This window comes from Dactylosporangium sp. NPDC000555, assembly GCF_040300025.1.
GTDB lineage: Bacteria > Actinomycetota > Actinomycetes > Mycobacteriales > Micromonosporaceae > Dactylosporangium.
In genome coordinates, this window is sequence record NZ_JBEPDB010000086.1 from 1 (window position 1) to 26,391 (window position 26,391).

Below are 26,391 nucleotides of genomic sequence, written 5' to 3' on the forward strand. Positions count from 1 at the left end.
ATGCCCCGCCCGTCCGCCGAGACTTGTCGCGGCGCGACGCCCGGCCCACGACGCTGCCCGACCACCGAACCCGGTCGCGGCGCAGGGATCGGCCCCGAACGCCGGCCGGTATGGATGCCCCGCCCGTCCGCCGAGACTTGTCGCGGCGCGACGCCCGGCCCACGACGCTGCCCGACCACCGAACCCGGTCGCGGCGCAGGGATCGGCCCGGAACTCCGCCCCCATTGCGGCCCAGAACTCCGCCTCCATCGTGGCCCGGGGATCGGCCTCGAAGGCCGCCCGGCATGAGTGCCCCGCCCGTCCGCCGGGACCCGTCGCGGCGCGGGGACGGGTCCGGGCCGCCGCCCGACGCGGGTCGTCGCCGCGGGCCAGGTCACGGCCACGAGCAGGGCGACCCCCGCGATCGCCCAGCCGGCCCCGGCCGGTACGAACAGCGCCGCGATCGCCGCGAACCAGCAGCCCAGCGCCGCCCCGGCGAGCCGCATGTCCGCGCTCATACCGTCACGCGCTCCTTGAGCTGCCGGAACTTCGCGTCCCCGATCCCCTCGACCTGCCGCAGGTCGGTCACCGACCGAAACCCGCCGTGCCGGTCGCGGAACTCGACGATCCGCTGCGCGAGCACGTCCCCGATGCCCGGCAGCGTCTGCAGTTCGGCCACGGTCGCGGTGTTGAGGTTGACCGGTCCCGCGCCGCCCGCCCCGCCCGCGCCACCGGTGTTCACGCCACCCGCCGGCCCCGGTGCCGGCGTTACCCCGATCGCGATCATCTCCCCGTCGACGACCTTGCGGGCGAGGTTGACCCCGGTGAGATCGACGCCCGGCACCGCCCCGCCGGCCGCCTCGATCGCGTCCGCCACCCGCGATCCGGCGGGCAGCCGCACCAGCCCCGGCCGATGCACCCGCCCGGCGACCGAGACGACGAGCATCGCGGGCGCGCTGGACGTTGCGGCGGCCGGCGACCCCGAGCTGACCTGCGGTGCCGGGGTGACCCGGGGCCGCGACCACCACACGACCCCGGCCGAGATGCACACCACCAGCCCGGCCACCACCAGCAGGACCCGTACCCCGCGCCGGCCGGGATCGAACGCCGCGAACGCCGACCGCCGCCCCGGCTCCAACACCTCCTCGAACCCCGGCTGCCCGCCCCGTGCGCCGGCCTCGAGTTCGTCTCCCCGCCGTTCCTCTTTCGCCGGTCTTCGCCGGCCGCGGAACGTCCGATCCCACGGATAGGCCGCCTCCGCGTCCTCCGGCCACTCCCACGGCCCGGCCGCCGCACTCGGCGATCCCTCCCGCGAGCCGGCCGCCGCACCCTCCGGCGTTGCATCCGACATTTCCGAAACATCGGGTTCGCCAGGTGGCAGGGCCGTCACGCGAGCCAGGCGGGTTGAGGCCGTCGAACCGTCGTCGTAGTCGTCTGAGCGCCACATGACCCGGCAGGTTAGGCCGGACGCGGGGTGTCGCGCTCGGCCCGGACGCCGAATCTGTGGATAACCGGCCGCTTGTGGATAACCCCCGAAACGGCGGTTGATCTGCTATGCGACCCGGTGGACCACCACGGCGACCATGCCCGGCCCGACGTGGGCGCCGACCACCGCGCCGACCTCCGTCAGATACGCCCCGCGCAGCCGTTCGCCCAACCGCTCCTTGAGCGTGGTCAGCAACGCGTCGGCGCGATCCGGGGCGGCGAGGTGGTGCACCGCGATGTCCACGTCCGCGTCACCGGCGGACTCGGCGGCGATGTCGACAAGGCGGGCGAGCGCACGGCTCGCGGTGCGAACCTTTTCCCGCACCACCACGCCCTCCTCGGTGGTGTGCAGGATCGGCTTCACCGCCAGCGCGGTCCCCAGCAGCGCCGCGGCCGCGCCGATCCGGCCGCCCCGGCGGAGGAACTCGAGCGTGTCGACATAGAACAGGGTGGTGGTACGCGCCACCGCGTCCACCGCCGCCTGCCGAACCTCGGCGAGCGTCCCGCCGGCCGCGGCGGCATCGGCGGCGGCCAGCGCCGGGAAGCCGAGCCCCATTCCGGTCGACTGCGTGTCGATGACCTCGACCTTGCCGTCGAACTCCGCGGCGGCGAGCACGGCGGCGTCATAGGTCCCCGAGAGCCGCGCCGACAGGTGAACCGACAGCACGGTGTCCGCGCCGGAGTCGAGCAGTTCACGGTACACCTGGGAAAACGCCTCGGGGGACGGCCTGGACGTGGTCACGGCGACCCGCCGGGCGTTCAACGCCTCGGCGACCGTGGCGGAGTCGATGTCGACGGTCTCCAGGCCGGGAACGCCGTTGACGACCACGGCGAGCGGCACGACGGTGAGCCGCCTGCCGGGCTCGCCGCTGACGGGCAGCGGCGGCAGATACGCGGTCGAGTCGGTCACCACGGAGACGGCGGGGTGTTGGCCGGTCATCACCGCACCGTAGCCGATTCCGGCCCACCCCGGCCCACCAGAGCCGTGCCGACTCAGCGCCGTCTCACCCTCAGGGCCTGTGTCGAAGTGGATGGTAGGGCTGCGGCGGGCTCAGACGCCTCGCCAAGGCTGGCCCGGCGCGGCCCCGGCCGGCGCCTGAGCCTCGCCTCGCTCCGACCCCTGCTTCGGCGCAGGCCTCAGTGCTCGATCCGGGTCACCTGGAATGGTGTGCCCTGCTGGCAGGTGGTCATCAGATCGGGCTGCGGCGTCCCGTACACGGTCACCTGCGCCCCGCTCTTCAGCGCCGCCCGGTCGCCGCCGACGAGCAGATACGTCTTGGAGTCGGTGGCGAGCAGCACGCAGCCCGCCTCGACGCCGTCCTTGATCGTGCCGCGGAGGGCCATGGCCGACCCGGACGGCACCGGGTCGGCTGGCCGGATCGACGCCCCGGCGGATGGGGGTGGCCCCGAGGACGGCGGGGCGACGGACGGAGGCGGGGCGCTGACCGGCTCCGACGAACCGGACGAGCCGCAACCGGCCAGCCCGCCCAGCCCGATCCCGGCGAGCACGATCAACGTGACGAACCGAAAACTCATGATCCTCTGACGCTAGCGCCTCGCCCCGGGTTCCGCTGCCCGTCCCAAGATCCGGTCGGCGCCGCAACGCATCACAGGACGTGAAGCGCGGCGGGCAACGATCAGGACACGTTGTGGGCCTGCAACGTCCAGCCGCGCACCGGGTCGTGGCGCAGGTGAGTGGCGTGGCAGTTGTGCAGCGCCCCCAGCGTCGGTGCCAGGTCCATCGGCCAGCCGAGCAGTGCGATCGTCGCGAACCGGGCCGCCGCGCCGTGCGTCGCGGCCACGATCACCGCGTCGGGCGCGGCCGTGTCGACCGCCTCCTGCAGCGCCGCGACCATCCGCTTCGCCACCGCGTCGATCTCCTCGACGCCGGCGTCGCCGACCTCCTCGCCGCGGCGCCAGCGGGCGAACGACTCCGGCCAGCGCTGCGTCACCTCGGCGTGGGTGTGGCTCTCCCATTGGCCGAAGCTCCGCTCGCGCAGCCGTGGATCGTGCGTCACCGGCAGCCCCGACACCTCGGCCAGCGCCGCCGCCGTGGTGGCCGCCCGCGTGAGGTCGCTCGCGACGAGCGCCGTCGGCCCGAGGGCGGCCACGCGCGGCGCGCTCTCCCGGGCCTGCTCGACCCCGACCGCGGACAGGGGCGTGTCGGTCTGCCCCTGAATCCGCCCTGCCGCGTTCCACTCCGTCTGCCCGTGCCGCCAGAGGATGAGCAGCGTCACACCGCCACCCCCGGCCGGCCACACGAACACGCGGGTGGGTGCGACGTCACGCCTTGCGGACGCACAACCAGGCGCAGCCTCATGCGGACGCGGGCAGGTCGCGGTCGACGAACTCGATCTGCGGACAGTCCTTCCACAGCCGGTCGAGCGCGTAGAACTCCCGCTCCTCGGTGTGCTGCACGTGCACGACGATGTCGACGTAGTCCAGCAACACCCACCGCCCGCCGCGCTCGCCCTCGCGGCGCACCGGCTTGGCCTTCTCCGGCAACTGGACGAGGCGCTCCTCGATCGCGTCCACGATCGAGAGCACCTGGCGCTCGTTGGGTGCGGAGGCGAGCAGGAACGCGTCGGTGATGACCAGTTGGTCGGCCACGTCGAGGATGACGATGTCTTCGGCCTTCTTGTCGGCGGCCGCCTGTGCAGCGGTGAGCGCCAGCTCGCGGGCACGCTCAGTGGCGGGCACCGGACTCCTTTCGTCGGACCTTCCCGGCCAGGTTCACCGGGCTGGTTCCAGCCTCTCACGCGGGTACGACATTTTGCTGCTCAGTTGTTGCCGACTTTTCGGTACAAACCGCGCTTTGCGATGTACTGCACGACGCCATCCGGCACCAGATACCACACCGGTTTGCCCTCCTCGACCCTCCGCCGGCAGTCCGTGGACGAGATCGCCATCGCCGGGACCCGCACCAGGCTCGCCTTGTCTGGCGGCAGGTGCTCCGCGTTGAGCTCGAAGCCCGGCCGCGTCACGCCCACGAAGTGCGCCAGCTCGAAGAGGTCGGCGGCGTCCTTCCACGAAAGGATCTTGCCCAGCGCGTCCGCGCCGGTGATGAAGAACAACTCGGCGTCGGCGCCGTAGGAGGTTCGCAGGTCTCGCAGCGTGTCCACGGTGTACGTCGGCCCACCGCGGTCGATGTCGACCCGGCTGACCGTGAACCGCGGATTGGAGGCGGTGGCGATAACGGTCATCAGGTATCGGTCCTCGGCCGGGCTGACCGCGACCTCGCTCTTCTGCCAGGGCTGCCCGGTCGGGACGAAGACGACCTCATCGAGACCGAACAGGTCGGCCACCTCGCTGGCCGCCACGAGGTGTCCGTGGTGAATCGGGTCGAATGTGCCACCCATGATGCCCACGCGCATCACCGCATCGTAGTGATCAGGACGGACCTCCGGCGCCGGGCCCCTCGTCACCCCGGGTACATCCCTCGGCCACCGGCGCCGCGGCGGGAGCGGTAGCGTGACGCCCATGACGCTGCCTCACCCCAAAGGCGAGTTCGACCGGTCGCGTGCCGTCTGGCGCTCGGCCCCCGGCGACAGTCACGGCAGCCGCGTCGAAGTGGCGTTCGTCGACGATCTGATCGGGCTGCGCAATGGCGCCGACCCGGGCAGCCCCATCCTGGTGTTCACCGAGGCCGAGTGGGAAGCGTTCGTGGCGGGCGCCAAGGACGGCGAGTTCGACGCCTGACGCCCGCCCGAACTCCTCCGGCTTCAGCAGAGCAGCGCCCGAAGCGGCGCCGTGCGCTCCAGCCGCGGCCGGAGTTCGCGCACCCGCAGGGTCAGCGTCACCGCCTCCATGGTCGCCTCGTCGTCGGGCGGCGCGTAGACCCGCCGCGCCGCCAGCCGCCGCGCGACCTCGGTCCAGTCGTACACGGGCCGCCTCGGGTGCGCGAACACGGGCTCGGGCAGATCCCAGGACCGCACCACCCCCGCGGGCCGGTCCAGCCGCTCGCCGATCGTCTCCAGCGTGACGAGCGGATCGTCGGCGATCGCCGCCGCGATGACGAGCCCGGCCCCGTCGAGATCACGCACCCCCGACACGACCGCGTCGATCAGCGTCGGCGCCGGTCGGTCGAACGCGACCCAGGCGACCCGCCCGCCGGGGTCCGCCGGTGCGAGGCCGCCCGGCAGCCCGTCGAACGCGCGCGGCGCCCGGCCCGCGGCCGGCGCCGAGCCGGCGGCCCCCGGCGGGGCGTAGGACGGCGGCAGCACCTCCACGCACGCGTCGTCGGCCCGGTCGAACAGCACGTCCGCCGCGGAATCGGCCGGCTCGCCCACGATCAGCAGCCGGAACTGCCGCAGTCGCATCACAGCTCCCGCCCGCACGCCCGGTGCCGGTGCGTGAACGCGTCGATCCGCCGCGCCACGCGCTCGGCCGGCAGCCCGCGCGGCACGTCCGCCGGCACGCCGAGCCAGCCCCGGCACACCGGGCACTCCAGCCGCAGCCAGGCCCGTTCCTCATCGATGTTCCGATGCACAGGTTCCTCCCCCCGTCGGTCCCTTCCCGGGGTCAAGAGAACACCAGAAAACGCCGCTTGGGAGGGGCCAGCGGGGAACCCGTCGCCGACCGTGGCGGCAACGAAGGAGACCGATGTAAGCTCGAACTTTTGTCGCATTGCACCGCTCGACAGCTCAGCCAGGTGCGGCACGCGCTGGCCTCACCAGCGGACGGCGCGCTCCCTCAGGTAGCCCAGCGAGGCCGGCGACGGCGACGACGCCACGCTGAAGCGGGCCGGCCGGTAGTCGATCTCCTCGATCAGCAGGTCGGCCTCGGCCAGCAGCGCCCACGGCACCTGGAACACCCGCTCGCCCGGCACGGACACGCCCACCAGATCCACGGCGGGCAGCAGCGTCGGCGTGCCGACCGTCCAGGTGGCCGTCGTGAACGCCGATCCGTCCGGCCGGGTGGCGAGGACGGCCTCGGCCAGCCGCCGGTCGCCCAGCGTCCGACGCTGGTGCTCGGCGACGTCGACCGCGAGCCGGCTGGCGGCCCGGGCCGCGGCCGGGTAGGCGGGATGCCCGCGCTCGGGCAGGAACGGCACGACCCGCCCCTCGTCGTCGGTGGTGTAGGCCATCGGCGACAGCGGCCGTGGGGTGCGCGCGTACTCGTCGGAGGCGAGCTCGTGCAGCTGCTCGACCAGGCGTGGCTCGTCGGCGCACACGAGCAGCATCAGCGTGCTGGGCAGGAAGGCGACCGCCCGCCCGCCGACCTGCTCGTCGAGTTCGGCCAGCCAGCCGTCGAGCAGGACCCAGGAGACCAGCTGCTCGCCGCCGTAGTCTGGCACGTGCAGTACCGAAGGCCCGAAGAATCCCGCCGCGGCGGGCAGCTCCGCGCGGGCCAGCGTGCGGTGATGGGCCGCGGCGAAGATCTCCTCCGCGCTCACCCCCCACCGCGCCGGGCTGTCGATGTGCAGCGGCACCTCGCCGGCGAGGACGACCTCGTCGAGGTGCGGCAGCGCCGGCCGCCGCAGCGTGCGGGTGCCCCGGGCTGCGTGGCGCAGGGCAAGGCGCAGGTCGGGCAGCGCCTCGGCGAACGTCGCCGGCTGAGCGGGCGGGGCGAGGCTGTGCGCCACGAACTCCCGCACGAACTGTCTCCGGTCGCTGGGACTTCGCTGGCCGCGCTGGTACTGCGTGAATGCCTTCGACAGGAAGAGCGTGCTGTACGCGTCCTGGCCGCATTCGCACACGATGGCGAACTGGTTCGGGCGGAATTCGGCGTCGGTGAATCCGAGTCTGCGCAGCTCGGCCAGCACCTGGCCGGCGAAGCGCTCCCGTGGTGAACGGGTCGGTCGGGTCAGCCGCTCGAGGATGCCCACCGACCAGACACTAGCCCCAGGTGAGCTCGGACGCGATGGGCTCGGGAGCAATCACAAGTTTTTCGTAGCACAGGCCGAGCGGGCTGTGTACATACGGCCCATACGACGGAATCGGCCAATAACCGGCAGATCCGCACAATCAGGTGGCGGGCGGCCGGGTCCACCGCGTACACGCGGCCTTTTTCCCGGCCACCGTCACGCTGCTAGAAATCCTCGGTGTCGCTCGTGGAGGAGACTTCCAGCTCCTCGTAGGGCCGGCGGCGGGCGGCGCGCATGGCCTTGCGCTCGGCCGCGCCGACGCGCTTGCCCGACTCCTCAAGGCGATAGTCGGTGCCCCGGTTGCCGGGGACGAACTCCTCCTCGACGAACAGGTTCGGCTGCCAATCGAACTCACGTACGCCAATGCGAACCGGATCGCCGGGGTGCGCGCCGGCCTTCTTCAGCGCCGCCTCGACGCCCAGCCGGGCGAGCCGGTCTGCGAGGTAACCGACGGCCTCGTCGTTGTCGAAGTTCGTCTGGCGCACCCAGCGTTCCGGCGCGCCGCCGCGCACCACGTATACGCCCTCGGCGTCGCGCTCGATGGTGAACCCGCTGTCGTCGACCGCGACCGGGCGCAGGACGATCCGGGTGCGCTCCGGCGGCGGCGTGGCCAGCCGATGCTGCTTGACCAGCTCGAACAGGGCGAAGATGAGTTCGCGCAGGCCCTCGTGGGTGACGGCGCTGACCTGATGCACCGCGTAGCCGCGCGCCTCCAGTTCGGGGCGCACGATGTCGGCGAGATCACGGCCGTCGGGCACGTCGATCTTGTTGAGCACGACGAGCCGCGGCCGGTCCTCCAGCCCGCCGTACGCGGCGAGCTCCGCCTCGATGGCGTCGATGTCGGAGAGCGGGTCGCGCTCGGTCTCCAGCGCGGCCGTGTCGACGACGTGGGCGAGCACCGCGGTGCGCTCGATGTGCCGAAGGAACTCCAGGCCCAGGCCCTTGCCGGTGGCGGCGCCGGGGATGAGCCCGGGCACGTCGGCGACGGTGAACGTGTCGTCGCCGGCCTGCACCACGCCCAGGTTGGGCACCAGGGTGGTGAACGGGTAGTCGGCGATCTTCGGCCGGGCCGCCGAGATGGCCGCGATCAGCGACGACTTGCCGGCCGACGGGAAGCCCACCAGGCCCACGTCGGCGACGCTCTTGAGCTCGAGCACCACGTCGAGCCCCTCACCGGGCTCGCCGAGCTCGGCGAAGCCGGGTGCCTTGCGTCGCGTGCTGGCCAGGGACGCGTTGCCACGCCCGCCGCGCCCGCCGCGGGCCAGCTCGAACTGCGTGCCGGCGCCGACCAGGTCGGCGAGGGTCTCGCCGTCGAGGGTCTGCACGACGGTGCCGTCGGGCACCCGCAGCGCGAGCGTCTCGCCGTTGGCGCCGTCGCGGTGGTTGCCGGCCCCGCCGTTGCCGTTGCGAGCCTTCTGGTGCGGGTGGAAGTGGAAGTCCAGCAGCGTGTGTACGCCGGGGTCGACGACCAGCGTGACGCTGCCGCCGTGCCCGCCGTCGCCGCCGTCCGGCCCGCCGAACGGCTTGAACTTCTCCCGATGGATCGACACACAGCCGTGACCGCCGTCGCCGGCCCTCACGTGCAGCACGGCCCGGTCAACGAACGAGGTCACCGCGAACTCCCCATCAAGCAACTACATGGCAAACACAACAACGGCGGGCCGGAGGCTCGTATGCCCCCTGCCCGCCGCGCTTTGAACGAACTCAGCCCTCGGCCGGCGTGATGCTGACCGTCTTGCGGCCGCGCTTGGTGCCGAAGGTCACGTGACCGGCGGCGAGCGCGAACAGCGTGTCGTCGCCACCGCGGCCGACAAGGTCGCCCGGGTGGAACTTGGTGCCGCGCTGGCGAATGAGGATCTCGCCCGCGTTGACCAGCTGACCGCCGAACCGCTTCACGCCGAGCCGCTGGGCGGCGGAGTCGCGCCCGTTCCGCGAGCTGGACGCACCCTTTTTGTGTGCCATCGCGCTTAGCCCTACTTCCCGGTGGAGATGCCGGTGACCTTCACCTGGGTCAACGGCTGACGGTGACCCTGGCGCTTGTGGTAGCCGGTCTTGTTCTTGAACTTGTGGATCCGGATCTTCGGACCCTTGGTGTGCGCGACGACCTCTGCGGTCACCGCGGCGCTGGCAAGCGCGGCCACATCGGTGATGAGATCCTCGCCGTCGACAAGCAGGACAGCGGAGAGCGTCAGCGCATCGCCCGGCTCGCCCGCGAGCTTCTCGACCTCGATCACATCGCCCTCGGCGACCTTGTACTGCTTGCCGCCGGTCTTGACGATCGCGTACATGGGACGCGGACTCCTGTCGTAGCTACTGGCGGGCTGGTTCGGGCTGGCACCTCCGCCGGAACACCGGGCAGAGGCACGCGAAAGACCCTGCGCACGAAAGTGCGCTTTAGAGAGAGTACGCCATGGCCGGCGTACTCCCCAAATCAGGGGCGGGTCCGGCGGCGGACGCCACCCCGGCGGGTCCGGCGCCGGGCGCCGTTACCCGCGGACTCGTCCTCGTCGTCGACGTTGTCGGGGTCGTCCTCGGAGGCGATGGGTGTGAACTCCGCCTCCTCCTGGACGTCCTCGACCACGTGCGGGGCCTCGACGGCCCCGCCGGCGCTCTCCTCCTCCGCCGAGGCCTCCTCGACCACCGCGGTGGCGCCGCGACGGCCGCGCCGCCGGCTGCGCGGAGCGGGCACGTCGGCCTCCTCGACGCCGGTGGTGACGCCGGCCCCCCTCGATGAGTCCCCAGCGGCCGAGGCGACCTTCGCCACCGCGTGGCTGTGTCCGCCGGCGCCGGCGCCGCGCTTCTCCGGGATCGGCTCGGTGTGGATGATCAGGCCGCGGCCCTTGCAGGCCTCGCAGGTCTCGCTGAACGCCTCCAGCAGGCCCTGGCCGACCCGCTTGCGGGTCATCTGCACCAGGCCGAGCGACGTGATCTCCGTGACCTGGTGCTTGGTCCGGTCCCGGCCGAGGCACTCGGTCAGCCGGCGCAGCACCAGCTCGCGGTTCGACTCGAGCACCATGTCGATGAAGTCGATCACGATGATGCCGCCGAGGTCGCGCAGGCGCAGCTGGTGGACGATCTCCTCGGCCGCCTCGAGGTTGTTGCGGGTGACCGTCTCCTCGAGGTTGCCGCCGGCGCCGGTGTACTTGCCGGTGTTGACGTCGATCACGGTCATCGCCTCGGTGCGGTCGATGACGAGGCTGCCGCCGGAGGGCAGGAACACCCGCCGGTCGAGCGCCTTGATCAGCTGCTCGTCGATGCGCAGGTCGGCGAAGACGTCGTTGGTGCCGGTGTAGCGGTGCACCCGGTCTACGAGGTCCGGCGAGACGTGCGAGAGGTAGGGCTCGACCGAGTCGTAGGCGTCGTTGCCCTGGATGACCAGCTCGCGGAAGTCCTCGTTGAACAGGTCCCGGACAACCCGGACGACCAGCTCGGGCTCCTCGTAGAGCAGCGCCGGGGCGCTGCTGCCGGAGGACTTCTCCTGGATGGCCTCCCACTGCGCCTGCAGGCGCTTGACGTCGCGCGCCAGGTCGTCCTCGGAGGCGCCCTCGGCCGCGGTGCGCACGATCACGCCGGCACCGTCGGGGACCAGGTTCTTGAGCACGTCGCGCAGGCGCTTGCGCTCGACGTCGGACAGCTTGCGGCTGATGCCGGAGGCGTTGCCGTGCGGCACGTACACCAGGTGCCGCCCGGACAGCGCGATGTGGCTGGTCAGGCGGGCGCCCTTGGTGCCGATCGGGTCCTTGGTGACCTGCACGAGCACGGAGTCGCCGGACTTCAGCGCCTGCTCGATGGTGCGCGTGCGCCCCTCCAGGCCGGTGGCGTCCCAGTTGACCTCGCCGGCGTAGAGCACCGCGTTGCGGCCCCGGCCGATGTCGACGAACGCCGCCTCCATGCTGGGCAGCACGTTCTGCACCCGGCCGAGGTAGACGTTGCCGACCATCGAGCTCGAGGACGCCCGGGTGACGTAGTGCTCCACGAGCACCTTGTCCTCGAGCACCGCGATCTGGGTGCGGTCGTTCTTCTGCCGGATGACCATCGTGCGGTCGACGGCCTCGCGGCGGGCCAGGAACTCCGACTCGCTCAGGATCGGCGGGCGCGTGCGGCGCTGCTCGCGGCCGTCCCGGCGGCGCTGGCGCTTGGCCTCCAGCCGGGTCGAGCCGGAGACGCCCTGCACCTCGTCGCGGTCGCGGGTGGCGGTGCGCGGCTCGCGGATCTTCACGACCACGTGCGGGTCGTCGCCGACCTCGGCGTCGGCCGAGCCCTTCCGGCGGCGGCGGCGCCGGCGGCGGGTCAGCCCCTCGCCGTCGTCCTCGCCTTCCTCGTCGGCGGACGCCTCGGCCTCCGCCTCCTCGTCCTCGGCCTCCGCCTCGGTGTCGGCGTCCGACTCGGCCTCGTCCAGCTCCTCGCCGGCGGGACCCCGGCCGCGGCCACGACCACGGCGGCCCCGGCGGCGACGACGGCGGGCTCCGGCATCGAGGCCCTCGTCGTCCTCGTCCTCGTCTGCCTCCGCCTCATCGGTCTCGGCCGGGGCCTCGACGGCCACGTCGACCGGCGCCTCCGTGAAAACCTCCTCGGCGGCGGCCCGGCTGCGGCGCCGGCGACGGCCGCGGCCGGCCGGCTCCTCCTCGGCGAGCTCCTCCTCCTCGGCGAAGTCCGCGCGCTCGGCCCGGGTGGGCGCGACCTGCTCGCTCGGCGGCATGAACAGCAGCTGGACGGGGGCGGCGCGGCGGCCCCGGCGGGCCGGCGGCGCCTCGACGACCGGCGGCTCGAGCTCCTCCGGCGTTTCGGCGTCCTCCGCGGGCTCCTGCGCGGAGAGTTCCTCGGCGACCGGCTCGACGGCGACCGGCTCTTCCGCGACCGGCAGCTCGGCCGGCGGCTCTTCGGCGGGCGGCGCCTCGACAACCTTCGCGCGGCTGCGGCGGGCGCGGGTGGCCTTGACCGGGGCGGGCGGCGCCTCGATCGGCAGCTCCTGCTGCCCGGACTCGGCCGGTTCGGCCGGTTCGGCCGGTTCGGCACTCGCCGTCACCTTCCGCCTCCGGCGGGTGGTGGCGGGGGCAGGAGCGGCCTCCGGCGCGGCGGTGACCTCTGCCGCGGCCTCGGCCTCGATCGGGGCCTCGGCCGGTGGCTCGGCGGCGGCCTTCGTGGCCCGGCGGCGCGTGCGCCGGACAGGGGCGGTGTTATCTGCTTCGCTGGCTGTGGCAGCAGCCACCGGCTCCGCGCCGGTGGTGTCGCCGCTCGCCGACTCGTTGTCGAACATGCGGACGTTCTCCAGTTCTGGCGCTCCCGGGCGCGTAGCAACGCAGCCACACGGGGGCACCGCATATATGTTGTGCCGGCGGAGGTATCCGCTCGCGCGGACGATCCGCCGAAAGTCTGCCAACCTCGCGCCCGGGCGACCGGCGCTCCGCCACCTGGCGGATCACCCGTCGTCTACAGCGACGAAGTCCCCACGACGGCCACCGGCCGATCCCCAACGCCAGCCTGGGCGAGTGGATCGACGAGGTCGCCCTGCTCGGTCAGCACTCCCTGAGCCAGTCGGGTCGCACGGGGCGGTACCGGCGGCTCCAGGTCGGCTACAACGCGCAGACCGGACAGCACATCGTCGGGTCGCACGGTCGGGGTTACCTGCCGCACGACAAGGTCGAGTATCGCACACGGTATGTCGGTGACCTCGGAAGGTACGTCACCGACGGCGGAATCCGACAGTTCTTCGTGCCCGGGACCAGCGCCGGAGCAGCCCAGCCGGACCACCGCGGCACGCGTGTCGAAGGTCCGCCGGCCCTGCTTGGTGAGGCGCTCGACGAGCACCTCGGGCGCGTCGAGGAATACGCGCACGGCGGCGTCGGCGGCGTGCGCGGCGATCCCGGGCAGCTCGATCCGCCAGCTCGACGCGTCGATGAGGTCGGCCAGGCTGCCGCCGCCGTTGAGCGGCGACTCGACCGCCTCGATCACGTCCAGCCCCGGCGACAGGGCCGCGTCGAGCGCCACCCGCAGCCGCGCCGGGTCGACCACCGCCCGCAGGCCGATCTCCAGGTACTCCGCCTCGCTGGCCACCCCGGTCGGCGCGGCGGAGGCGTAGGAGACCTTCGGGTGCGGCGTGAACCCCTGCGAGTACGCGATCGGCACGTTGGCCCGCAGCAGCGCCCGCTCGAACGCGCGGGCGAAGTCGCGGTGGGACGTGAAGCGCAGGGGGCCGCGCTTGGCGTACCGCAGCCGGATCCGCTGGACGACGGGCTCCTGGTTGCTCTCCGGCTGACGCTTAGGCATGCGGCGCCCCTTCCGGAAGCCGCAGCCCGGCGACCGGCGTGAGCGGGAGCAGCTTGCGGCCGGTCGGCCCGATCTGGATCTCGGTGTCCTGGCTGGGGCAGACGCCGCAGTCGAAGCACGGCGTCCAGCGGCAGTCGTCCTGCTCGTAGCCGGTCAGCGCGTCCTGCCAGTCCTGCCAGAGCCAGTCCTTGTCCAGCCCCGAGTCCAGGTGGTCCCAGGGCAGGACCTCGTTCTGCCCGCGCTCGCGGGTGGTGTACCAGGCCAGGTCGACGCCGAACGCGGGCAGGACCTCGGCGGACGCGTCGACCCAGCGCTGGAACGAGAAGTGCTCCGACCAGCCGTCGAACCGGCCGCCGTTCTCCCAGACCCGGCGGATCACCGCGCCGATGCGCCGGTCGCCCCGGCTGAGCAGGCCCTCGACCTGGGAGGGCTCGCCGTCGTGGTACCGGTACCCGATCGCCTTGCCCAGCGACCGGTCCGAGTTGATGGCCTCCTTGAGCGCCTTGAGCCGCCGGTCGATGACCTCCGGCTCGGCCATCTGCGCCCACTGGAACGGGGTGTGCGGCTTGGGCACGAACCCGCCGATCGACACCGTGCAGCGGATGTCCCGCGACCCGGTGGCGGCCCGGCCGGCCTTGATCACCTCGTGCGCGAGCTTGGCGATCTGCAGCACGTCTTCGTCGGTCTCGGTGGGCAGGCCGCACATGAAGTACAGCTTCACCTGGCGCCAGCCGTTGGTGTACGCGGTGACGACGGTGCGGATCAGGTCCTCCTCGGTGACCATCTTGTTGATCACCTGGCGGATCCGCTCCGATCCGCCCTCGGGCGCGAAGGTGAGCCCGGTGCGCCGTCCGTTGCGGGCGAGTTCCTGGGCGAGCGTCACGTTGAACGCGTCGACCCGGGTCGAGGGCAGCGACAGCGAGACGTTCGTCCCCTCGTACTGCTGTGCGAGCCCCGAGCACATGTCGCCGATCTCGGAGTGGTCGGCCGAGGACAGCGACAGCAGCCCCACCTCGTGGAATCCGGAGAACTCCAGCCCCTCCTTGACCATCTGCCCCACGGTCGTGATGCTGCGCTCCCGCACCGGCCGCGTGATCATCCCGGCCTGGCAGAAGCGGCAGCCACGGGTACAACCCCGGAAGATCTCCACCGCGTAGCGCTCGTGGACCGTCTCGGCCAGCGGCACCAGCGGCTTCTTGGGATACGGCCACGCGTCGAGGTCCATCGTGGTGCGCTTGTGCACCCGGAACGGCACGTCGGCGCGGTTGGGCACGACCCGCTGGATGCGCCCGTCGGGCAGGTAGTCGACGTCGTAGAAGCGCGGCACGTACACCGACTCGGTGCGGGCCAGGCGCAGCAGCAGCTCGTCGCGACCGCCGGGCTCGCCCTCGGCCTTCCACTCCCGGACGATCCCGGTGATCTCCAGGACCGCCTCCTCGCCGTCGCCGAGCACGGCGGCGTCGATGAAGTCGGCGATCGGCTCCGGGTTGAACGCCGCGTGGCCGCCGGCGACCACGATCGGGTGCCGCTCGTCCCGCTCGCGCGCCTCCAGCGGGATGCCGGCCAGGTCGAGCATGGTGAGCAGGTTGGTGTAGCCCAGCTCGGTCGAGAACGACACGCCGAACAGGTCGAACTCGGCGACCGGCCGGTGCGCGTCCACGGTGAACTGCGGCACACCCTCCTCGCGCATGAGCCGCTCGAGGTCGGGCCAGACCGCGTAGGTGCGCTCCGCGAGCACGTCTGGCTGCTCGTTGAGCACCTCGTAGAGGATCTGCACGCCCTGGTTGGGCAGGCCGACCTCGTAGGCGTCGGGGTAGGACAGCGCCCAGCGCACGGTGACGGCGTCCCAGTCCTTCACGACCGCGCCGAGCTCACCGCCGACGTATTGGATCGGTTTGCTGATCCGTGGCAGCAGTCGCTCGAGTCTCGGGAAGACGCTCGTCACACTCACGGATAACCAGGGTACCCATCCCCTCGGAGAGGGTTTTATCCCTCCCGCTTACGCCGGCCCGGCGCCCGGCCGCTCGGCTGCGACGGGGCCGGGGTCCCCGGGTGCGGCGCGGGAATGTGCAGCGTGACCGGCTCGCCGGCGCGGACGGTGATCTGGTCGCCGTGGTGGCGCAGGGTGACCTCGCCCTCGTCGACGGCGTAGGTCGCATGGCCGTGCTCGACCGTGACGCGGAGCACCTCGCCGCGAACGGTGACCGCGAAGCGCAGCCGCTTGAGCTGGCCCGGCAGCCGCGGCACGAACGACAGCTCGCCGCCGTAGTCGCGCATGCCGCCGAAGCCGGCCACGATCGCCAGCCAGGTGCCCGCCAGCGACGCCATGTGCAGCCCGTCGCCGACGTTGTGCTGCAGGTCGTAAAGGTCGACGAAGGCGGCCTCGCCGAGGTAGTCGTAGGCGAGGTCGGTGTGTCCGACCTCGGCCGCCATCACCGCCTGCGTGCACGCCGACAGCGAGGAGTCACGGACGGTGCGCTCGTCGTAGTAGTGGAAGTTGCGGGCCTTCTCCTCCGGCGTGAACGCGTCGCCGCGCCAGTGCATCGCCAGCACCAGATCGGCCTGCTTGACCACCTGGCGGCGGTAGAGGTCGAAGTACGGGTAGTGCAATAGCAGCGGGTAGCTCTCCGGCGGGGTGTTCGCGAAGTCCCACTCCTGGTGCAGCGTGAAGTTGATCGCCTGCTGGTGCACGCCCAGCTCCCGGTCGTACGGCAGGTGCACCCGCGCCGCCGCGTCCCGCCACGAGGAGATCTCCTCGTCGTCGACCCCGAACGTGCGGGCGAGCTCCGGGTGCCGCTCGGCGGCCTCGGCGGCCGAGTGCAGGTTGAGCTGCGCCATCAGGTTCGTGTAGATGTTGTCGTCCGCGATCGCGCTGTACTCGTCCGGGCCGGTCACCCCGTCGATGTGGAACACGCCGTGCCGGTCGTGATGGCCGAGCGAGCGCCACAGCCGAGCGGTCTCGACCAGCAGCTCCAGCCCCGCCTCGGCCTCGAACCGGAGGTCGCCGGTGGCCTGCACGTAGCGGACCACGGCCGCGGCGATGTCGGCGTTGACGTGAAAGGCCGCGGTGCCGGCCGGCCAGTACGCCGAGCACTCCTGCCCGCGGATGGTGCGCCAGGGGAAGGCGGCGCCCTTCAGCCCGAGCTGCCGGGCCCGGTCGCGGGCCAGGTCGAGCGTGTCGTGCCGCCACCGCAGCCCGTCGCGCGCCACCTGGGGATGGGTGTACGTCAGGACCGGCAGGACGAAGCTCTCGGTGTCCCAGAAGACGTGGCCGTCGTAGCCGCGCCCGGTCAGCCCCTTCGCGGCGATCGGCCGGGCCTCGGCGCGCGCGCCCGCCTGCATGAGGTGGAACAGCGCGAAGCGCACCGCCTGCTGGATCTCCGCGTCGCCGTCGACCTCGACGTCGGCCTGGCCCCAGAACTGGTCGAGGTACTTGCGCTGCGACTTGACCAGCCCGTCCCAGCCGCCCAGCCGGGCGCCGGCGATCGCGCCGTGCACCTGGTCGCGGATCGCCTGCCGGGAGCGCTGGCTGGACCAGCCGTAGGCGAGGTACTTCACGATCCGCAGCCGCTGCCCGGGCCGCAGCTCACAGGCGAACGTGGTGCGGGCCCAGTCGTCGGTGGTCTCGGTCTGCGAGCGCACCGGCACGGGCGCGTCGACCTCGTGGTCCATCTCGGCGCCGAGGCGCAGGCCGCTCGCGTGGGTGCGGTGCAGCAGCTGGGCGTTGAGGTCGCGGGCGTAGTGCCCCTCGGCGACCAGCGCGTGCCCGAGCGCCGCGGCGACCCGCGGGTCCTTGCTCGGCGCCGGCACGTCCTCGTTCGCCACCAGCTCGGACTGCACGATGATCCGGGCCGGCTCGTCGACGGGCTCGACCTCGTACAGGAAGGCGGCGACCGAGCGCTGCTCGAGCGAGACCAGCCGGGTCGTGCGCAGCTTGATCCGCTGCTGCGCGGGCGAGGACCACTCCACGTCGCGCCGCAGCGTGCCGGCCCGCAGGTCGAGCACCCGCTGGTGGGAGTGCAGGTTGCCGTACCGCACGTCGAACGGCTCGTCGTCGACCAGCAGCCGGAACACCTTGCCGTTGGTGACGTTGAGGATCGACTGCCCCTCCTCCGGGAAGCCGTAGCCGGCCTCGGCGTAGGGCAGCGGCCGCTCCTCGTAGAAGGAGTTGAGGTAGGTGCCGGGCAGCCCGAACGGCTCGCCCTCGTCCAGGTTGCCCCGCAGCCCGATGTGCCCGTTGGACAGGGCGAACAGCGACTCCGTCTGGGCCAGGTCGGCGAGGTCGAGGCTGGTCTCGCGCAGCGCCCACGGCTCCACCGGGAAAGTGGTCATGAGTCCTCCTCGAGCAGCTCTCCCAGATCCGATACCACCACGTCGGCGCCGCTGCGCCGCAGGCCCTCGGTGTGCTCGCCGCCGATCCGGTCGACGCCCACGACGAAGAACCCACCGGCCCGGCCCGCGGCTACCCCGGCCAGCGCGTCCTCGAACACCGCCGCGTGGACGGGTTCGACGCCAAGCTCGCGGGCCGCCTCCAGGAACGTGTCCGGGGCCGGCTTGCCCTTGAGCCCGCGCTCGCGGATCGTCACCCCGTCGACCCGGGCCTCGAGCAGGCCGGCCAGCCCGGTCGAGGTGATCACCTGCAGCGTGTTGGCGCTCGAGCTCACCACCGCGCGGCGCAGCCCGGCCCGCTGGGCCCGCTCCAGGTACGTCACCGAGGACGGGTACGGCTCGAGCCCGCCCTGGCGCAGCAGCTCCAGCAGCAGGACGTTCTTGCGGTTGCCCAGGCCGTTGACGGTGTGCGCGTCCGGCGGGTCGCCGGGCGTGCCCTCCGGCAGCGAGATGCCGCGCGAGGTGAGGAAGTCGCGGACCCCCGCCTCGCGGGGCTTGCCGTCCACGTAGTCGTTGTAGTCGCGGACCGGGTCGAACTCCCGCAGGCCCCTGGCCCGGAGGAACTCGTTGAACGTCGCGGTCCAGGCCTTGTTGTGGATGACCGCAGTCGGGGTCAGCACACCGTCGAGATCGAACAGGCACGCGCTCACGTGATCCGGTAGACCCAACACGTATGCGACCGTATCCCCGCCGGGCGAACTCCGCGCGGCGTGCGCCTCCGCGCGGCCATCGTCACCCGGCACTGACCGCCCGGGGACGAAAGAGTACGGGGAGACCGGGAGCTGGGTACACCCGATCTCCCCGCACTCTGTTGGTGGAGGAAGGTTCCGGTTACGGCAGCGTGGCCAGGTGCGGTGCGACCGTCTTGGCGAAGCCGTTGCCGTTCTTGACGTCCCAGTTGATCGACCAGGTCATCGCGCCGCGGATGCCCGGGTACGTGTGCGGCGGCTTGAACGTGCCGCAGTTCGTGCCCCGGGCCAGGCAGTCCAGCGCCTGGTTGACCACCGACGGGGAGACCACGCCGCCGCCCGCCGCGCCGGCGCCGGCCGGCAGGCCGAGGGCCACCTGGTCGGGGCGCAGGCCGTTCTCCAGCTGGATGCAGGCCAGGGCGGTGATGAAGTTGACCGTGCCCTGCGAGTACGCCTGCATCTGGTCGCAGCCGAGCATGCTGCCGGAGTTGTAGTACTGCGTGTGGACGACCGTCAGGATGTCCTTGATGTTGAGCGCCAGCGCGAAGTAGCCGTTGCCCGTGGACTGCATGTCGATCGTCTGCGGCGCCATCGTGATGATGAGGTTCGCGCCGGCCTTGGTCCGCAGCGAGCGCAGGGCCTGCGCCATGTACGTCGGGTTCAGGCCGTTCTCGAGGTCGATGTCGATGCCGTCGAAGCCGTACGCCTGCATGATCGACCAGGCGGTGTTGGCGAAGTTGTTCGCGGCATTGGCATCGCCGACGCTCACGGTGCCGGTCTCGCCGCCGACGGACAGGATGACCTTCTTGCCGCGCGAGTGCAGCGTGGCGACGTCGGCCTTGAAGTCGGCGTTGGAGTAGCCGCCCAGCGCGTTGGACAGGCCCGGGTCGACGCTGAACGCCAGTCCGCCGGGGGTGGAGGTGGCGCTGGCGAACGACACGGCGATGAGGTCGTACTCGTTCGGCACGTCCCGCAGCCGCAGCGGCGTGGCCGCATTGGTGAAGTCCTGCCAGTACCCGGTCAGGAAGTGCTTCGGCAGCGGGCCCGGGGGCGTCGACGTCGAGGGGGAGCTCGACGGCGAGGACGAAGGCGACTTCGAGGGGGACGCCGAGGGCGACGCCGACCGCGAGGGCGATGCCGACGGGCTCGTGGGCCCGGTCGAGGTCGGGTTGCCGCCGGGGCCGCCCAGCGAGAAGTCGTCGGCCGTGTACGCGGGCTGGCCGTACCAGCCGTGCACGTAGACGACGGCCGAGGTCTGGCTCGCGCCCGTGGTGAACGAGACGGTGAGCTGGGAGTACGCGCCGCCGGTGCCCGCCGTCCAGGTGCTCGCGTCGACCCCGCCGGTGACGCCGACGAAGACGTAGGAGCCGTTGACGTAACCCGAGAGGGTGTACTTCGTGTTGGGTTGCACGGAGACGGTCTGGGAGCACTTCGCGGTGGTGCTGCCGGGCGTGCCCGCCAGCTTGTAGGTGCCCGAGCGCGCGGCGCCGGAGGTGACCGACGCGGACTCGCAGGTCCAGCCGGACGTGGAGCCGGTCTCGAAGCCCGGGTTCGTGAGCAGCTCCGCGGCGGACGCGGGCATGGCGAGCACGACCCCGGCGAGGGTCAGTGCCGCCGCGCCGGCCCCCGCGAGCAGGGTGACATGGCGTGGACGCATGGTTCGCTCCAGTGGGGGCTGGTGGGGGTGCACGTCGATGGGCGTCGACGTGTTCCTCCACGGTCCACGCACCGGAATTTAATGTCAAGGTTTCTTTACTATTTCTTATGGCGGCGCCGAAACCCGGTTCGGGCCTGGTCCGCGGCCGCGCTATCCTCATTGCACAGGCATCGACCCGGCCATCACCGGCGAGCCTCCGGAAGAACGGCCGGCCCGGCCAGGATCAACGAGGCCGGCCTACTAGACCCGGACGGGTCCGGCCCGTGACAGCCGGCCAACGAGCGGCCGTCGGACGCACCACCCGGCGGCAAGCGGGGTGGTACCGCGGATCGGGCGACCGGTTCGTCCCCGTGTGGAGTCGAGACAGATGCGTCGAGACAACCGACCACGCGAGGAGAGCGACCACCCATGGCCTACCCGATGCACCGCTCCGGCGCCTCCGGGGTGCCGGCCAGCCCCAACCTGCCCGAGGTCGAGCGCGAGGTCCTGGACTACTGGTCCGGCGACGAGACGTTCGTGGCCTCCGTGGAGCAGCGCCCGGCCGGCGACAACGGGTCGAACGAGTTCGTCTTCTACGACGGGCCCCCGTTCGCCAACGGCCTGCCCCACTACGGGCACCTGCTGACCGGCTACGCGAAGGACGTCGTCCCGCGGTACAAGACCATGAAGGGCTTCCGCGTCGAGCGCCGCTTCGGCTGGGACTGCCACGGCCTGCCCGCCGAGGTCGAGGCGGAGAAGCAGCTGGGCATCACCACGAAGGCCGAGATCCTGCAGCTCGGCGTCGACAAGTTCAACGCGGCCACCAAGGAGTCGGTGCTGCGCTACACCAGCGAGTGGGAGCGCTACGTCACCCGCCAGGCGCGCTGGGTCGACTTCACCAACGACTACAAGACGCTCGACCTGGACTACATGGAAAGCGTCATGTGGGCCTTCAAGACCCTGCACGACAAGGGCCTGGTCTACGAGGGCTTCCGCGTCCTGGCGTACTGCTGGCGCTGTGAGACCCCGCTGTCCAACACCGAGCTGCGCATGGACGAGGACGTCTACCGCGACCGGCAGGACCCCGCGTTGACCGTGGCGTTCCGGCTGGAGACCGGCGAGCGGATCCTGGTCTGGACCACCACGCCGTGGACCCTGCCGTCCAACCTGGCGATCGCGGTCGGTCCCGAGATCGAGTACGCGGTCTTCGAGGAGGAGGGCGCCCGCTACATCCTCGCCGACTCGCGGGTGGGCGCCTACGAGAAGGAGCTGGCCGCCGCGACCCGCGTGGGCACGGTGCTCGGCTCGGAGCTCATCGGCCGGCGGTACACCCCCCTCTTCGACTTCCTCGCGGACACGCCGAACGCCTTCCAGGTCATCGGCGCGGACTTCGTCACGACCGAGGACGGCACGGGCGTGGTCCACATGGCGCCGGCCTTCGGCGAGGACGACCAGAACGCGTGCGCGACGGTCGGCATCCCGACGGTGGTGACCGTCGACGAGCACACCCGGTTCACCTCGCTGGTGCCGCCGTACCAGGGGCTGCAGGTCTTCGAGGCCAACAAGCCGGTCATCCGCGACCTCAAGGCCGCCGGCGCGGTCGTGCGGCACGACACCTACACGCACTCGTACCCGCACTGCTGGCGCTGCGACACCCCGCTGGTCTACAAGGCGGTCTCGTCGTGGTTCGTCGCGGTGTCGACGTTCCGCGACCGGATGGTGGAGCTCAACCAGCAGATCACCTGGACGCCGGAGCACATCAAGGACGGCTCGTTCGGCAAGTGGCTGGCCAACGCCCGCGACTGGTCGATCAGCCGGAACCGGTTCTGGGGCTCGCCGATCCCGGTGTGGAAGTCGGACGATCCGCAGTACCCGCGCGTGGACGTCTACGGCTCGCTGGACGAGCTCGAGCGCGACTTCGGGGTGCGCCCGGCCGACCTGCACCGGCCCGAGATCGACAACCTGACCCGGCCCAACCCGGACGACCCGACCGGGCAGTCCGTCATGCGCCGCGTGCCGGAGGTGCTGGACTGCTGGTTCGAGTCCGGCTCGATGCCGTTCGCGCAGGTGCACTACCCGTTCGAGAACGCCGACTGGTTCGAGCACCACTACCCGGGCGACTTCATCGTGGAGTACATCGGCCAGACCCGCGGCTGGTTCTACACCATGCACGTGCTGGCCACGGCCCTGTTCGACCGCCCGGCGTTCAACAACTGCGTCAGCCACGGCATCCTGCTCGGCGAGGACGGGCGCAAGATGTCCAAGAGCCTGCGCAACTACCCGGACGTGTACCGGGTGTTCGACGATTACGGCTCGGACGCGATGCGCTGGTTCCTGGTCGCCTCGCCGGTGCTGCGCGGCGGCGACATGCCGGTCACCGAGAGCGGCATCCGCGACGCGGTCCGGCAGGTCCTGCTGCCGCTGTGGAACGTGTGGTACTTCTTCTCGCTCTACGCCAACGCCGACGGTTATACGGCGCGGCGGCGCACCGACAGCACCGACCTGCTGGACCGCTACGTGCTGGCCAAGACGGGCGAGCTGGTGTCCACCGTCGAGCGGCAGCTGGACGCCTACGACCTGTCCGGGGCCTGCGCCACGGTGCGCTCCTACCTCGACGCGCTGACCAACTGGTACGTGCGCCGCTCGCGGGACCGCTTCTGGTCCGGCAGCGGTAGTCCCACAGGCACTAACGCGTTCGACACGCTGTTCACGGTGCTGTCGACGCTGACGCAGGTCGTCGCGCCGCTCGCGCCGCTGACCGCGGAGGAGATCTACCGCGGCCTGACCGGCGAGCGCTCGGTGCACCTGACCGACTGGCCGTCGGCGGAGCAGTTCCCGGCCGACCACGAGCTGGTGGCGAACATGGACGCGGTGCGCGACGTGTGCTCGGCGGCACTGTCGCTGCGCAAGGCCCGCGGCCTGCGGGTGCGGCTGCCGCTGTCGGCGCTGACGGTCGCCACGCCCAACGCGGCGGCGCTGCGGCCCTTCGCCGCGCTCGTCGCCGACGAGGTCAACGTCAAGCGGGTCGACTTCACCGACGACGTGGCCGCGCACTGCACGCGGGTGCTGACCCTGGTGCCGCGGGTGCTCGGCCCGCGCCTCGGCAAGGAGGTCCAGCAGGTCATCAAGGCCGTCAAGGCCGGTGACTGGGGCCTGACCGGCGGCGCGGTGGTGGCCGGCGGGGTGGAGCTGCGGGATGGTGAGTACGAGCTCAAGCTCGTCGCCGCCGACCCGACGCAGTCCGCGCCGCTGCCCGGCGGCGACGGCGTGGTCGTGCTCGACAGCACGGTGACGCCGGAGCTGGCGGCCGAGGGCCTGGCCCGCGACCTGGTCCGGGTGGTGCAGCAGGCGCGCCGCGACGCCGACCTCAACGTGTCGGACCGGATCGTGGTCGTGGTCGACGGCCCGCCCGCGGTTGCCGACGCGCTGCGGGCGCACGCGGCGTTCGTGGCCGGCGAGACCCTGGCCGACTCCGTCTCGCTCGGCCCGGCCCCGGACGGCTTCGCCGGCGAGGTCGGCGAGGGCGAGGCCGTGCGCGTCGAGGTCCGGAAGGTCTAACCGCGGCGGTCGAGCTCGCCGGTCGGCATGACGACCACCATCGTGAGGACCGCCTCCACCGCGCCGGAGTTCCGGTAGCTGTGGGGGCGGTCCGCCCTGAAGTCGATGGTCTCGCCGGTGTGCACCTCGTAGTCGGTACCGTCGACGGTGACCACCAGCGCGCCCTCGCGGACCTGGACGATCTCCCGGGTGCGCGGCGCGTGGTCGCCGGAGTCGTGCCCCTCGCCCGGCTCGATCCGCCACTCCCACACCTCGACGAACGCGGGGTCGTTGACGCCGCGCAGCAGCCGCCCCGTGCCGCCGCCGGGCCCGCGCCACAGCACCGCCGGCTCCTCCGCGCCGACGATCTTCACGACCGGCTCCGGCTCGGCCTCCAGCAGCCGGCCGATGCTCACCCCGAACGACTCGGCGACCCGGCACAGCGTGCCGATGCTCGGGTTGGTGCGGGCGCCCTCGATCTGCACGAGCATGCCCTTGCTGACGCCCGAACGGCTGGCCAGCTCGTCCAGCGACCAGCGCCGGCCCTGCCGCAGGCTCTTCACCTGCCGCGCGATCGCCGCCTGCACGTCCCGCTCACGGTCGGTCAAAATATTTTCCCTCGCGGTCACTATTGTGGTACGAGTATGGCATGTTCACCACGGGGCACGAGGCGACCGCATGATCGCTATCGTGCTCGCGGTGCTGTCCGGGCTGGTCTGGGGCGTCGGAGACTTCGCCGGCGGCAAGGCCAGCCAGCGGGCCGACGCGGTGCTCGTGGTGGTGCTGTCCAAGGCCGCGAGCCTGCCGCTGCTCGCGCTCTACCTGCTGTTCATGCCGGCCGCCGTGCAGCCGCGCACGCTGGTCTGGGGCGCCGCCGCCGGCGTGCTCGGCGTGCTCGGCATGTTCGCGTTCTACCGTGCCCTGGCCGGCGGGGCGATGGCGATCGTCGCGCCGGTCAGCGCCGTGACCGCCGCGCTACTGCCGGTCGCGTTCGGCCTCGCCTCCGGCGAGCGCCCGGGCGCCCTCGCGCTGACCGGGGCGGCCTGTGCCATCGCCGCGATCGGCCTCGTCAGCGCGGCCGGCGGCGGGCCCGCCGGCCGGGTGACCGGCCGCCTCGTCGGGCTGGCCCTGCTGTCCGGCGCCGCGTTCGGCCTCTTCTTCACCTGCCTGTCCCGCGCCGGCGACGAGGCGGGCGGTCAGGCCGGGCTGTGGCCGATCGCCGGCGCCCAGGTCGCCAGCCTCGCCCTCGGCGTGCCGCTGGCGGTGCGCCGCTGGCGGGCGGGCCGCACCGGGCCGGCTGGCGTAGCGGGCCCGACCGGCATAGCTGGCGTGGCTGGCGTGGCCGACCCGAGCGGCGTGGCTGGCGCGGTCCGGCCGACCGGGGCGGCGCTGCGCTGGCTGGTGCTCGCGGGCGCGCTGGACATGTCCGCCAACGCGCTCTACCTGCTCGCCGTCGGACGTGGCGACCTGAGCATCATCGCGCCCGTCGCGTCGCTCTATCCCATCTCGACGGTACTGCTGGCAATGCTCATCGACCGCGAGCGCATGCGCCCGGTCCAGCTGGCCGGCCTCGGCCTCGCCGCCACCGCGCTCATCCTCGTCGCGTCGTAACCCTCGGGTGGTGTCGCCGCTAACCCTCGGGTGATCTCGCCATTCCAGGCGGTGATGCCCTCGGGTGGTATTGCCCACCTTGTGGGCTCCTCGGCTGTCCCCTCCCCACGCGGCCGTTAGAGTGTGCGGCAGCGTCGAGGTCCAACCTGGTGGAGGGCATTTGTCCGCGCTCTATGCGGTCGGCAAGATGGCGGTCGCACCCCTGGCTCGGCTGCTGTGGCACCCCAGAATCACTGGACAGGACAACGTCCCGAAGACCGGCCCCGCGATCCTCGCGAGCAACCACCAGTCGGTCCTCGACTCGGTGATCATGGGCGCGATCGCCCCGCGCAACGTGTACTTCCTCGCCAAGGACCAGTATTTTCTCGGCCCCGGCATCAAGGGCGCGGCGCTGCGCAACATCATGTATGGGCTGAACCAGATCCCGGTCGACCGCTCCGGCGGCCGCGCCAGCCTCATGGCGCTGGACGCCGCGCTGCCGGTGCTGCGCGCCGGGCACGTGCTCGGCATCTTCCCGGAGGGCACCCGCTCCACCGACGGCCGCCTGTATCGCGGCCGCCCCGGCGTGGCCAAGCTGGCCCTCGACGCGCCCGCCCCGATCATCCCGGTCGGCCTGATGGGCTTCGACAAGGTCATGCCGGTCGGCGCGTCGCTGCCGAAGCTGGGCCCGAAGGTCGAGGTGCGCTTCGGCGAGCCGCTCGACCTGAGCCAGTGGCGGGACGGCGGCGAGGTCGACAGCCGGGCGCTGCGCGAGGTGACCCTCAAGCTCATGAACGCGATCCAACAACTCACCGGGCAGGAGTACGTGGGCCGCTACGCTCCCAAGCGCCCCGACCAGCTGCCGGACCCCGCAACCACCGACTGAGGCCCTCGGTCGGTGGTAGCGCCTGTTTCATACCTGAGGCGGGGCTGCGGCGGGCCCAGATTCCGCC

Annotated in this window: 23 protein-coding genes; 4 read left to right on the forward strand and 19 right to left on the reverse strand. The window is 72.1% G+C overall.

Annotated features, from left to right (window positions below; translation table 11 throughout):
- Positions 1–493: 493 nt before the first annotated feature.
- The 6 genes from ABT297_RS35170 to nadD form a co-directional block, all read right to left on the reverse strand.
- The gene (locus ABT297_RS35170) at positions 494–1,426 is read right to left on the reverse strand and encodes a ComEA family DNA-binding protein (protein WP_502885696.1); all 933 of its coding nucleotides are present in this window, start codon (positions 1,424–1,426) and stop codon (positions 494–496) included.
- 105 nt (positions 1,427–1,531) lie between these two features.
- Positions 1,532–2,404, reverse strand: a complete 873-nt coding sequence (locus ABT297_RS35175) for a DegV family protein (RefSeq protein WP_350556804.1) — start codon at positions 2,402–2,404, stop codon at positions 1,532–1,534.
- Positions 2,405–2,601: 197 nt separating this feature from the next.
- The gene (locus tag ABT297_RS35180) at positions 2,602–3,000 is read right to left on the reverse strand and encodes a hypothetical protein (protein WP_350556805.1); all 399 of its coding nucleotides are present in this window, start codon (positions 2,998–3,000) and stop codon (positions 2,602–2,604) included.
- A gap of 101 nt (positions 3,001–3,101) precedes the next feature.
- Positions 3,102–3,701 (reverse strand): histidine phosphatase family protein, encoded by a 600-nt coding sequence (locus ABT297_RS35185; RefSeq protein ID WP_350556806.1) that lies wholly within the window; start codon positions 3,699–3,701, stop codon positions 3,102–3,104.
- 79 nt (positions 3,702–3,780) lie between these two features.
- Complete coding sequence (gene rsfS, locus ABT297_RS35190; RefSeq protein WP_344614223.1) at positions 3,781–4,164, reverse strand: ribosome silencing factor; 384 nt, start codon at positions 4,162–4,164, stop codon at positions 3,781–3,783.
- Between the two features lie 80 nt (positions 4,165–4,244).
- The gene (nadD, locus tag ABT297_RS35195) at positions 4,245–4,838 is read right to left on the reverse strand and encodes a nicotinate-nucleotide adenylyltransferase (protein ID WP_350556807.1); all 594 of its coding nucleotides are present in this window, start codon (positions 4,836–4,838) and stop codon (positions 4,245–4,247) included.
- A 106-nt stretch (positions 4,839–4,944) separates the two neighbouring features.
- Between nadD and ABT297_RS35200 the strand changes: the two genes are divergently transcribed.
- Complete coding sequence (locus ABT297_RS35200) at positions 4,945–5,163, forward strand: DUF397 domain-containing protein (protein WP_350556808.1); 219 nt, start codon at positions 4,945–4,947, stop codon at positions 5,161–5,163.
- 23 nt (positions 5,164–5,186) lie between these two features.
- On the opposite strand, the gene ABT297_RS35205 is transcribed toward ABT297_RS35200, so the two are convergent.
- The 12 genes from ABT297_RS35205 to ABT297_RS35260 form a co-directional block, all read right to left on the reverse strand.
- Complete coding sequence (locus ABT297_RS35205) at positions 5,187–5,783, reverse strand: hypothetical protein (protein WP_350556809.1); 597 nt, start codon at positions 5,781–5,783, stop codon at positions 5,187–5,189.
- Positions 5,783–5,953 (reverse strand): hypothetical protein, encoded by a 171-nt coding sequence (locus ABT297_RS35210; RefSeq protein ID WP_350556810.1) that lies wholly within the window; start codon positions 5,951–5,953, stop codon positions 5,783–5,785. The genes ABT297_RS35205 and ABT297_RS35210 overlap by 1 nt, the downstream gene beginning before the upstream one ends.
- A 180-nt stretch (positions 5,954–6,133) precedes the next feature.
- Positions 6,134–7,291 carry a hypothetical protein gene (locus tag ABT297_RS35215; RefSeq protein WP_350556811.1) on the reverse strand — a complete coding sequence of 386 codons (1,158 nt, stop codon included), beginning with the start codon at positions 7,289–7,291 and terminating at the stop codon, positions 6,134–6,136.
- A 203-nt stretch (positions 7,292–7,494) separates the two neighbouring features.
- Positions 7,495–8,943, reverse strand: coding sequence for a GTPase ObgE (gene obgE, locus ABT297_RS35220; RefSeq protein ID WP_350556812.1), 1,449 nt, complete (start codon positions 8,941–8,943; stop codon positions 7,495–7,497).
- A gap of 91 nt (positions 8,944–9,034) precedes the next feature.
- Entirely contained in the window at positions 9,035–9,292 is a 258-nt protein-coding gene (gene rpmA / locus ABT297_RS35225; RefSeq protein WP_350556813.1) for a 50S ribosomal protein L27, read from the reverse strand.
- Positions 9,293–9,303: 11 nt separating this feature from the next.
- The gene (rplU, locus tag ABT297_RS35230) at positions 9,304–9,618 is read right to left on the reverse strand and encodes a 50S ribosomal protein L21 (protein WP_350556814.1); all 315 of its coding nucleotides are present in this window, start codon (positions 9,616–9,618) and stop codon (positions 9,304–9,306) included.
- A 143-nt stretch (positions 9,619–9,761) separates the two neighbouring features.
- Positions 9,762–12,587: an Rne/Rng family ribonuclease gene (locus ABT297_RS35235; RefSeq protein WP_350556815.1), complete on the reverse strand. Its 2,826-nt coding sequence runs from the start codon at positions 12,585–12,587 to the stop codon at positions 9,762–9,764.
- 173 nt (positions 12,588–12,760) lie between these two features.
- Positions 12,761–13,519, reverse strand: coding sequence for a TIGR03936 family radical SAM-associated protein (locus tag ABT297_RS35240; RefSeq protein ID WP_502885697.1), 759 nt, complete (start codon positions 13,517–13,519; stop codon positions 12,761–12,763).
- 70 nt (positions 13,520–13,589) lie between these two features.
- Positions 13,590–15,548 carry a TIGR03960 family B12-binding radical SAM protein gene (locus ABT297_RS35245; protein ID WP_350556817.1) on the reverse strand — a complete coding sequence of 653 codons (1,959 nt, stop codon included), beginning with the start codon at positions 15,546–15,548 and terminating at the stop codon, positions 13,590–13,592.
- 35 nt (positions 15,549–15,583) lie between these two features.
- On the reverse strand, positions 15,584–17,929 hold the full coding sequence (locus tag ABT297_RS35250; protein WP_350556818.1) for a glycoside hydrolase family 65 protein: 2,346 nt from the start codon (positions 17,927–17,929) through the stop codon (positions 15,584–15,586).
- Entirely contained in the window at positions 17,926–18,657 is a 732-nt protein-coding gene (locus tag ABT297_RS35255) for a beta-phosphoglucomutase family hydrolase (protein ID WP_350556819.1), read from the reverse strand. The genes ABT297_RS35250 and ABT297_RS35255 overlap by 4 nt, the downstream gene beginning before the upstream one ends.
- A gap of 160 nt (positions 18,658–18,817) precedes the next feature.
- Entirely contained in the window at positions 18,818–20,332 is a 1,515-nt protein-coding gene (locus ABT297_RS35260) for a chitinase (protein ID WP_350556820.1), read from the reverse strand.
- 408 nt (positions 20,333–20,740) lie between these two features.
- On the opposite strand from ABT297_RS35260, the gene ileS reads away from it, so the two are divergent.
- Positions 20,741–23,869: an isoleucine--tRNA ligase gene (gene ileS / locus ABT297_RS35265; RefSeq protein ID WP_350556821.1), complete on the forward strand. Its 3,129-nt coding sequence runs from the start codon at positions 20,741–20,743 to the stop codon at positions 23,867–23,869.
- Here the strand turns inward: ileS and ABT297_RS35270 are convergent.
- Entirely contained in the window at positions 23,866–24,456 is a 591-nt protein-coding gene (locus tag ABT297_RS35270; protein ID WP_350556822.1) for a helix-turn-helix domain-containing protein, read from the reverse strand. The two genes, ileS and ABT297_RS35270, sit on opposite strands and share 4 nt — an antisense overlap.
- A 70-nt stretch (positions 24,457–24,526) precedes the next feature.
- On the opposite strand from ABT297_RS35270, the gene ABT297_RS35275 reads away from it, so the two are divergent.
- Positions 24,527–25,459, forward strand: a complete 933-nt coding sequence (locus tag ABT297_RS35275) for an EamA family transporter (RefSeq protein ID WP_350556823.1) — start codon at positions 24,527–24,529, stop codon at positions 25,457–25,459.
- 160 nt (positions 25,460–25,619) lie between these two features.
- Positions 25,620–26,324, forward strand: a complete 705-nt coding sequence (locus tag ABT297_RS35280) for a lysophospholipid acyltransferase family protein (protein ID WP_350556824.1) — start codon at positions 25,620–25,622, stop codon at positions 26,322–26,324.
- Positions 26,325–26,391 lie beyond the last annotated feature (67 nt).